Here is a 9,026-nt window from a genome sequence, read left to right as displayed (position 1 = left end):
GGCCCGAGCCGGTCGAGGACTACGATATCGAGCACCTGACCGGCGATCTCGTCGGTCTGCTCGATCATCTCGGGATCGACAAGGCGGTCTTCGTCGGCCACGACTGGGGTGGCTTCATCGTTTGGCAGATGCCGTTGCGGCATATCGGCCGTGTCGCTGGCGTGGTCGGCATCAATACCCCCCATACCAACCGTGCCTGGGCCGATCCGATCGAGCTGCTGCGCGCGCGCTTCGGCGACAAGATGTACATCGTGCAGTTCCAGGATCCGGCGCGGGAGGCCGACAGGATCTTTGGCAGTCGCGTCGAGCAGACCTTCGATGCGTTCATGCGCAAGCCGGCGCCGCGCTCGCCCGATGCGCCGGCAGAGGAAGTGATTGCCGGCGTGGGCGCTTCGCCGCGGGTGAATCTCGCGTTTCCGCAGATGATTGCGGCTTACGACGCGAAGCACGATCCGCGTACGCCGATCCTGTCGCCGGAAGAGAAAAAGGTGTTCGTCGACAATTTCACCAGAACGGGCTTCACCGGTGGCATCAACTGGTACCGCAACATGTCGCGCAACTGGACGCGCGCCGAAGGGCTCGATCATACGGTGCGCGTGCCGTCGCTGATGATCATGGCCGAGAACGACGCGGTGTTGCCGCCGTCTTCCGCCGACGGCATGGACAAGCTGATTCCCGATCTGGAAAAATATCTGGTCCGCGACAGCGGCCATTGGACGCAGCAGGAGAAGCCGGAAGAGGTCAGCGCCAAGCTGATCGAATGGCGTAGAAGGCGATTTGGCTAATTTGTCATTGCGAGCCAACGGGTCCGCGCAAAGCGCGGCCCGATGACAGGCTCCGCGAAGCAATCCAGGAATCCTTCCGCGGTAGAAGTCTGGATTGCTTCGTCGGATCAGCGCAAAATTGCTTCGCAATTTTGTCGCGAGCTCCTCGCAATGACGAGGGTTACTGAGGGGGAAGCGCACGTCAATGTCATCCAAGAATCGTCTGGACCCGATTCCGCAGCCGCCGACCAAGCCGGTGGTCGGCAACATGCTGTCGCTGGACTCGGCCGCCCCGGTGCAGCACCTGACGCGGCTCGCCAAGGAGCTCGGGCCGATCTTCTGGCTCGACATGATGGGCTCGCCGATCGTCGTCGTCTCCGGCCACGATCTCGTCGACGAGCTCTCCGACGAGAAGCGCTTCGACAAGACGGTGCGCGGCGCGCTGCGGCGCGTGCGCGCGGTCGGTGGCGACGGCCTGTTCACGGCCGACACCCGCGAGCCGAACTGGAGCAAGGCGCACAACATCCTGCTCCAGCCCTTCGGCAACCGTGCCATGCAGTCCTATCACCCGAGCATGGTCGACATCGCCGAGCAGCTCGTCAACAAATGGGAGCGGCTCAACGCCGACGACGAGATCGACGTCGTCCACGACATGACCGCCCTGACGCTGGACACGATCGGCCTGTGCGGTTTCGAGTACCGCTTCAATTCCTTCTACCGGCGCGATTACCATCCCTTCGTCGAGTCGCTGGTGCGCTCGCTCGAAACCATCATGATGACGCGCGGTCTGCCGTTCGAGCAGATCTGGATGCAGAAGCGGCGCAAGACGCTCGCCGAAGACGTCGCCTTCATGAACAAGATGGTCGACGAGATCATCGCAGAGCGCCGCAAGAGCGCGGAGGGGATCGACGACAAGAAGGACATGCTCGCGGCGATGATGACCGGCGTCGACCGCTCGACCGGCGAGCAGCTGGACGACGTCAACATCCGCTACCAGATCAACACGTTCTTGATCGCTGGCCACGAGACCACGAGCGGCCTGTTGTCCTACACGCTCTATGCGCTCTTGAAGCATCCCGACATTCTCAAGAAGGCCTACGACGAGGTCGATCGCGTCTTCGGTCCCGATGTCAACGCGAAGCCGACCTATCAGCAGGTGACGCAGCTCACCTACATCACGCAGATCCTGAAAGAGGCGCTGCGGCTGTGGCCGCCGGCGCCGGCCTACGGCATCTCACCGCTGAGCGACGAGACTATCGGCGGCGGCAAGTACAAGCTCAGGAAGGGCACGTTCATCACCATTCTGGTGACGGCACTGCATCGCGATCCCTCCGTCTGGGGGCCAAATCCCGATGCCTTCGATCCCGAAAATTTCAGCCGCGAGGCGGAGGCCAAGCGGCCGATCAATGCCTGGAAGCCGTTCGGCAACGGCCAGCGTGCCTGCATCGGCCGAGGCTTTGCCATGCACGAGGCCGCGCTCGCACTCGGCATGATCCTCCAGCGTTTCAAGCTGATCGACCACCAGCGCTACCAGATGCACCTGAAGGAAACGCTGACGATGAAGCCGGAGGGCTTCAAGATCAAGGTTCGCCCGCGCGCCGATCGCGAGCGTGGTGCTTATGGCGGGCCTGTCGCCGCCACGGCTTCGGCGCCGAAGACGCCGCGCCAGCCGACGGCGCGGCTCGGCCACCACACGCCGATGCTGGTGCTTTACGGCTCCAATCTCGGCACCGCCGAGGAACTCGCGACGCGCATGGCCGATCTTGCCGAGATCAACGGCTTTGCCGTGCATCTCGGGCCGCTCGACGAGTACGTCGGCAAGCTGCCGCAGGAGGGCGGCGTGCTGATCATCTGCGCCTCCTACAACGGCGCGCCGCCGGACAATGCGACGCAGTTCGTCAAATGGCTCGGCGACGACCTGCCGAAGGATGCCTTTGCCAATGTGCGCTACGCCGTATTCGGCTGCGGCAACAGCGACTGGGCCGCGACCTATCAATCGGTGCCGCGCTTCATCGACGAGCAATTGTCGAAGCACGGCGCGCGCGCGGTCTATCCGCGCGGCGAGGGCGATGCGCGCAGCGATCTCGACGGCCAGTTCCAGAAATGGTTCCCGGCCGCTGCGCAGGTCGCGACCAAGGAGTTCGGCATCGACTGGAACTTCACCCGCACCGCGGAGGACGACCCGCTCTACGCGATCGAGCCTGTCGCGGTGACCGCCGTCAACACCATCGTCGCCCAGGGCGGCGCGGTGGCGATGAAGGTGCTGGTCAATGACGAGCTTCAGAACAAGAGCGGGTCCAATCCGTCGGAGCGATCGACGCGCCATATCGAGGTGCAGCTGCCGTCCAGCGTCACCTATCGCGTCGGCGATCATTTGAGCGTCGTGCCGCGCAACGACCCGACGCTGGTGGATTCGGTTGCCCGCCGCTTCGGCTTCCTGCCGGCCGACCAGATCAGACTTCAGGTCGCCGATGGCCGCCGCGCGCAATTGCCGGTCGGTGAGGCCGTGTCGGTCGGCCGCCTGCTCAGCGAGTTCGTCGAGCTGCAGCAGGTGGCGACGCGGAAGCAGATCCAGATCATGGCCGAGCACACGCGCTGCCCGGTGACCAAGCCGAAGCTGCTGGCCTTCGTCGGCGAGGAGGCCGAGCCGGCCGAGCGCTACCGCACCGAGATTCTGGCGAGGCGCAAATCGGTGTTCGACCTGCTGCTCGAATATCCGGCCTGCGAATTGCCGTTCCACGTTTATCTGGAAATGCTCTCGCTGCTGGCRCCGCGCTATTACTCGATCTCCTCCTCGCCGTCGGTCGATTCGGCGCGTTGCAGCGTCACGGTCGGCGTGGTCGAAGGGCAGGCCGCCTCCGGGCGCGGCGTCTACAAGGGCATCTGCTCGAACTATCTCGCCAACCGGCGGGCGGGCGATGCGGTCTACGCCACCGTGCGTGAGACCAAGGCCGGTTTCCGGCTCCCGGATGATCCATCGGTGCCGATCATCATGATCGGACCGGGCACGGGACTAGCGCCGTTCCGCGGCTTCCTCCAGGAGCGCGCCGCGCGCAAGGCGAAAGGCGCTGCGCTCGGTCCGGCCATGCTGTTCTTCGGCTGCCGCCACCCCGACCAGGATTTTCTCTATGCCGACGAGCTGAAGGCGTTGGCTGCAAGCGGCATCACCGAGCTCTTCACCGCATTCTCGCGCGCCGATGGACCGAAGACCTATGTGCAGCACGTGATCGCAGCGCAGAAGGACGAGGTCTGGCCGCTGATCGAGCAGGGCGCCATCATCTACGTTTGCGGCGACGGCGGCAAAATGGAGCCCGACGTGAAGGCGGCGCTCGTTGCGATCCATCGCGAGAAGAGCGGTAGCGATGCCGCCGCCGGTGCGCGCTGGATCGAGGAGATGGGCGCGAAGAACCGCTATGTGCTCGACGTCTGGGCGGGCGGTTAGCCGTAGATTGTAGGGTGGGTTGGCGAAGCGTAACCCACCATGTTTCAGCGCACGCAGAACGGAGTCGGTGGGTTACGCCTTCGGCTAACCCACCCTACGATTTCCGTTCGTGCTAAAGCTCTCCCATGATTCCCTGGGAAAAGATCGACACCGCCCAAATCCCCGGTTCCGATGGCGAACTCCGCCTGATGCGGCGCGGCAAGGAGTTCTCCATCATGCTCGGCACCAACGAGCTGATGAACAGCCGCCTGTCGGGCTCCGAGGCAGCGCTCGCGACATTGGCCGCGAAGCAGATCGAGACGGTCGCAAAGCCCGCCGTCCTGATCGGCGGCCTTGGCATGGGCTTTACGCTACGTGCAGCCCTTGCTGTGCTCAGCAGCAAGGCGAAGATCGTGGTGTCCGAGCTCGTGCCGGCGGTGGTGGCATGGGCGCGAGGTCCGATGTCGCAGGTCTTCGGCGACAGTCTCGATGATGTCAGGGTGAGCATCCGCGAGACCGACGTCGCCGAAATCATCCGGGCGAAGGGATCGGCCTTCGACGCCATTCTCCTCGACGTCGACAACGGGCCGGAGGGGCTGACCCGAAAGGGCAATGATGCGCTCTACAACGTGAACGGGTTGAAAGCGGCCAAGACGGCGCTGCGGCCGGGCGGCGTGCTCGCCGTCTGGTCGTCGGGACCCAACCCGGCCTTCACCAGGCGCCTTGGGAGCGCCGGCTTCGACGTGAATGAAGTCAATGTCCGCGCCACCGGCAGAGGCGGCGGCGCGCGCCATGTGATCTGGATCGCGAGGAAGGGCTAGGCGGTTATTTGTAGCCCGGACGGAGCGAAGCGCAATCCGGGGGCGATCGATCCGCATGCAAGGTGGTCCCGGATTATGCTGCGCTCCGTCCGGGGGTAGCCTCCGAGCTAGAACATCGTGTTGCTGTTCGCCGGATTTTCCGGGATCGGCTGCACGACGTCCCAGTGCTCGACGATCTTGCCGTTTTCCAGCTTGAAGATGTCGACGATCGCGTTGCCCCTTGTGCCGGGTTCGCGAACCGCGTGCACGTGGAGAGTGACATAGTCGCCGTCGACGAACGAGCGCTTGATCTCGCTGTGCGAGTTCGGAAACTTCTCGCGCAGGAAGCCGATGAACTTGCGAAAGCCGTCCGGACCATCCGCTGCATTGGGATTGTGCTGGACGTAGCGGTCGCCGACATGGGCGAGGGCGGCGTCAGCGTCCTTCTGATTGAGGCCCTTCTCGTAGAAGGCAAGCACGACGGTGCGATTGGCCTCTTCTTGCGCGCTGGCGGCGCTCGCGGCGCCGTTGCCGAGGGACAGCATGAGAATGGAGGCCGCAATCATTGCGACCGGCCGGACGATGGGATGCATGGGAGCTCCGAGAGGCCGTGGCCTCTGTCTTGCGATTGAGGGAGGCCTGTATAGCTTCCGTGCCGGCATGCGTTAAGAGAGTAACCGGAAGCTCACATGGTCACCGCGAGGAGACTGCTCGCGTCGGTCTACGCCGCCTGTGCTGCCGCACCATGCGCGTGCTTGTCGATGGCAGCGATGATCTCGGGCCAGAAGCGCATCGGCAGCGCGTGGCCCATGCCCTCGATCATCAACAGCTTTGCGCCGGGGATCGAGGCGGCGGTGTCCTTGCCGCCTTCGGGATGGACCAAGGGATCAACCGTGCCGTGGATCACCAGCGTCGGCGTCTTCAGGCCGTGCAGCCGCTCCTTGCGGCTGCCGGACGCGAGCACGGCACGGAGCTGCCGGCCGACGCCGGCCGGATTGAGCCCGCGCGCGAACACGCGCTCGGCACGATCAGGATCGCGCGCTTCCTCGTCCGGAAAGGACCCGGCGCGCAGCACCTTCCAGGTCTGGCCGAAGCGGACGATGAACTCCTCCTTGCTGCGCGGCGGCGGTGCCATCAGCATCGCCGCGGCCTCGCGTGTCGGCGGCGGCACGCGCGGATTGCCTGTGGTCGACATGATCGAGGTCAGCGAGCGCACGCGCTCGGGAAACGACAGCGTCACCTCCTGCGCGATCATGCCGCCCATGGAGGCGCCGACCAGATGCGCCGACTTGATGCCGAGCGCGTCCATCAGGCCGACGGTGTCCCTGGCCATATCGATCACCTTGTAGGTTGCGGCGACGGGAATCCTGAGGAAGCGCAGCTTCAGCAGCTCGAGCGGCGTCAGGCGTTTGCCGCCCGTCAGATGGCTCGACTTGCCGATGTCGCGATTGTCGAAGCGGATCACGCGAAAGCCGCGCGCGGCGAGCTGCTCGCAGAACGCGTCGTCCCAATGGATCATCTGCGCCCCGAGCCCCATGATCAGCAGCAGCGGCTCGGCGTTGTCGTCGCCAAAAATCTCGTAGCAAATGTCGATGCCGTTGGCGCGGACGGTCTGGGGCGGCTGATGGGCGTTCACGGGCGCGGTCCCTCCTGTTGATCGATGCTGTATCGCACGGTTTCCCGCCGCAAAGAAGCGGCGCGCGCATCAGCGCACCCGCTGCTTGCCGGTTGACCGGCACCGCGCAACGGTGTCGTATGGCGAAAAAAGAAGGGCATCGCAGCTCTCGATTTCAGGAGGACGCCGATGACCGACAAGACCAACGATCCCGTTGCCGTGTGGCAGAAGATGGTTGGCGAGATGGAGAAGGGGTTCAACTCTTTCGCCAATCAAGCCATGTCGTCGCCTGAGTTCTCGCAAGCGATGAATCGGGCCGGCGGCGTTGCTGCAGGTGCTCAGAAGCAGCTCGGCGAGCTCATGGAGAAGTACCTTGTCAGCATGAATCTGCCGAGCCGGGAGCAGGTCACGGGTCTTGCGGAACGGCTACGGTCCATCGAGGTCCAGATCGGCGAGATGAAGTCGATGCTGAGCCAGATGGCGGTAGGTTCCGGACTCTCGCAAGGCGTCGACGGTGCGCCGCGGCCGCCGCGGACGAAACGCCCGCCCTCCGAAGGCGGAGACCCCAAATGAACGCGGCGACGGGACTTGATTTCGCCTCCATCCCGGAGCGCATCCAGTCCGAGGTGCAGCGCGCAATCCAGCGCAGCATCAAGGGCGTCGAATATTTCTCGACCTCCGGCCCGACGCTCGGCTCGACGCCGAAAGACGTGCTGCATTCGCGCGGCACGATGAGCCTCTACCACTATCGGCCGATGTCGGACGAGATCTACCGCGTGCCGGTGCTGATCGTGATGGCGACCACCAATCGCGGCTACATCCTCGACCTCGTGCCCGGCCAGAGCTTCATCGAGTTCCTCCTGAGGCGCGGCTACGACGTCTACATGCTCGACTGGAGCGCACCGCGTCCGGAAGAGAAGAGCCTGCGCATGGAGGACTACGTCCTCGATTTCATCCCGGATTGCGTCCGCCGCGTGCAGGCGGATTCCGGCGAGCAGGACGTCTCCGTCATCGGCTACTGCTTCGGCGGCGTGCTGTCGCTGCTCTACGGCTCGATCCACAAGGACGGACCGATGAAGAACTTGATCTGCTTCACCACGCCGATCGACTTCCGCGAGATGAAGCTGTTCTCCAATTTCTCCGACCGCCGCTATTTCGACGTCGATCGCCTCGTCGACAGCGTCGGCAACGTGCCGCCGGAGATGATCCTGTCCTCGTTCGAGATGCTGCGCCCGGCCTCGCGCACGGTGAGCCAGATCCAGCTCTGGGAAAACATCTGGAACGACGAGTTCGTCAAGTCCTACCGGATGTTCGATCGCTGGGCGACCGATACGCTGCCGCTGGCTGGAGAATATTTCCGCACCATCACCAAGGACCTGATGTGGGACAACAAGCTGTTCAACGACACCATGTCGGTCGGCGGCCGCGCGGCGAAGCTCGAAGACATCAAGGTTCCGTTCCTGCATGCGGTCGCCGAGCACGACCACATCGTGCCCTATGATGCGGCAAAGCACCTGATCGCGAAGATTGGATCGGCGGACAAGGAGGAGGTGATGCTGAAAGGCGGTCACGTCTCGCTGGTCGCCGGCGCCAACGCGGTGAAGCGGCTGTGGCCGAAACTGGACTCCTGGCTGGGGAAGAGATCGACATGAGTGAGCAGCGTTCCTATCCGCGTCAGGTCAAGACCGACGCCGGCGATATCGAGATCCGCCTGATGTCGCCTGCGGACGAAGCCGCGGTGCTCGTCTTCGGCAAGGGCCTGCCGACGCACGATCTCCTTTTCCTGCCACGCAACATCAGCGAGCCAAAAGTGCTCTCGGCCTGGGTCAAGGAGATCGAGCGAGGTGCGATCACGAGCTTGCTCGCGGTGAAGGACGGCAAGGTCGTCGGCTGCGGCACGCTGGTGCGCGATCCGCATTCCTGGTCGCCCCATGTCGGCGAGATCCGCATGGTGGTCTCGCTCGACGTGCGCGGGAAGGGGGTGGGGCGGGCGCTGTCGCAGGAGACCTTTGCGCTCGCGCTCGGCGCAGGCCTGGAAAAGCTCTCGGTCCAGATGACGGTCGATCAGCAGGCGGCGATCGCGCTGTTCGAAAGCCTCGGCTTCAAGGCCGAGGCGCTGCTGCGCGACCACGTTCGCGACGTCGACGGCAAGACCCACGACATTGTCGTGCTCGGCCACAACATCGCGCAGGTCCAGGCCCAGATGGAGGCCTATGGGCTGCCAGGCGCCGTCCAGCACTAGGGATCACAAAGACCGGCCGGGCTCCGTTGCTCGGGAACCAATTGCGGAGGGAGGCATCATATTGCCTCCTGTTAAGGCTGTTCACGATTTCGTGATATCGCAGTGCAATATGAATATTGCATCGCACAATTAACTATGCCATATAAGCCGTGCCCCGGGCCAATAAGGACGGGGTGAGCCCATA

The 9,026-nt window shown here is 64.1% G+C and carries 8 protein-coding genes; 6 read left to right on the top strand and 2 right to left on the bottom strand.

The features are described 5' to 3' along the window. The 3 genes from AC1D00_RS14460 to AC1D00_RS14450 all read left to right on the top strand — a co-directional run. Window positions 1-785: alpha/beta fold hydrolase (locus tag AC1D00_RS14460; RefSeq protein WP_477011137.1), on the top strand; the 785-nt coding region annotated here is incomplete at its 5' end. Window positions 786-969: 184 nt separating this feature from the next. Next, a complete protein-coding gene (locus AC1D00_RS14455) occupies window positions 970-4,206 on the top strand; it encodes a bifunctional cytochrome P450/NADPH--P450 reductase (RefSeq protein ID WP_477011136.1) in 3,237 nt (1,078 codons plus the stop codon). Window positions 4,207-4,331: 125 nt separating this feature from the next. Further along, window positions 4,332-5,006, top strand: a complete 675-nt coding sequence (locus AC1D00_RS14450) for a polyamine aminopropyltransferase (RefSeq protein ID WP_477011135.1) — start codon at window positions 4,332-4,334, stop codon at window positions 5,004-5,006. Window positions 5,007-5,113: 107 nt separating this feature from the next. On the opposite strand, the gene AC1D00_RS14445 is transcribed toward AC1D00_RS14450, so the two are convergent. Both AC1D00_RS14445 and AC1D00_RS14440 read right to left on the bottom strand, forming a co-directional pair. Then, a complete protein-coding gene (locus AC1D00_RS14445) occupies window positions 5,114-5,578 on the bottom strand; it encodes a nuclear transport factor 2 family protein (RefSeq protein ID WP_477011134.1) in 465 nt (154 codons plus the stop codon). A gap of 128 nt (window positions 5,579-5,706) precedes the next feature. Continuing rightward, a complete protein-coding gene (locus AC1D00_RS14440) occupies window positions 5,707-6,621 on the bottom strand; it encodes an alpha/beta fold hydrolase (RefSeq protein WP_477011133.1) in 915 nt (304 codons plus the stop codon). Between the two features lie 168 nt (window positions 6,622-6,789). Here AC1D00_RS14440 and AC1D00_RS14435 point away from each other — a divergent pair, with 168 nt between their 5' ends. From AC1D00_RS14435 to AC1D00_RS14425, 3 genes are read left to right on the top strand one after another with little or no spacing between them, the layout of a single operon-like run. Next, window positions 6,790-7,173: a hypothetical protein gene (locus AC1D00_RS14435; protein WP_477011132.1), complete on the top strand. Its 384-nt coding sequence runs from the start codon at window positions 6,790-6,792 to the stop codon at window positions 7,171-7,173. Then, window positions 7,170-8,252 (top strand): PHA/PHB synthase family protein, encoded by a 1,083-nt coding sequence (locus AC1D00_RS14430; protein ID WP_027543984.1) that lies wholly within the window; start codon window positions 7,170-7,172, stop codon window positions 8,250-8,252. Before AC1D00_RS14435 ends, AC1D00_RS14430 begins: the two co-directional genes overlap by 4 nt. Continuing rightward, window positions 8,249-8,842 (top strand): GNAT family N-acetyltransferase, encoded by a 594-nt coding sequence (locus AC1D00_RS14425; protein WP_167770411.1) that lies wholly within the window; start codon window positions 8,249-8,251, stop codon window positions 8,840-8,842. The genes AC1D00_RS14430 and AC1D00_RS14425 overlap by 4 nt, the downstream gene beginning before the upstream one ends. Window positions 8,843-9,026: the final 184 nt, after the last annotated feature.

Source organism: Bradyrhizobium sp. P2_E8 (assembly GCF_056403875.1).
The sequence above is the reverse complement of the archived record's forward strand: the minus strand, read 5'-3'. Positions and strand labels throughout refer to the sequence as shown.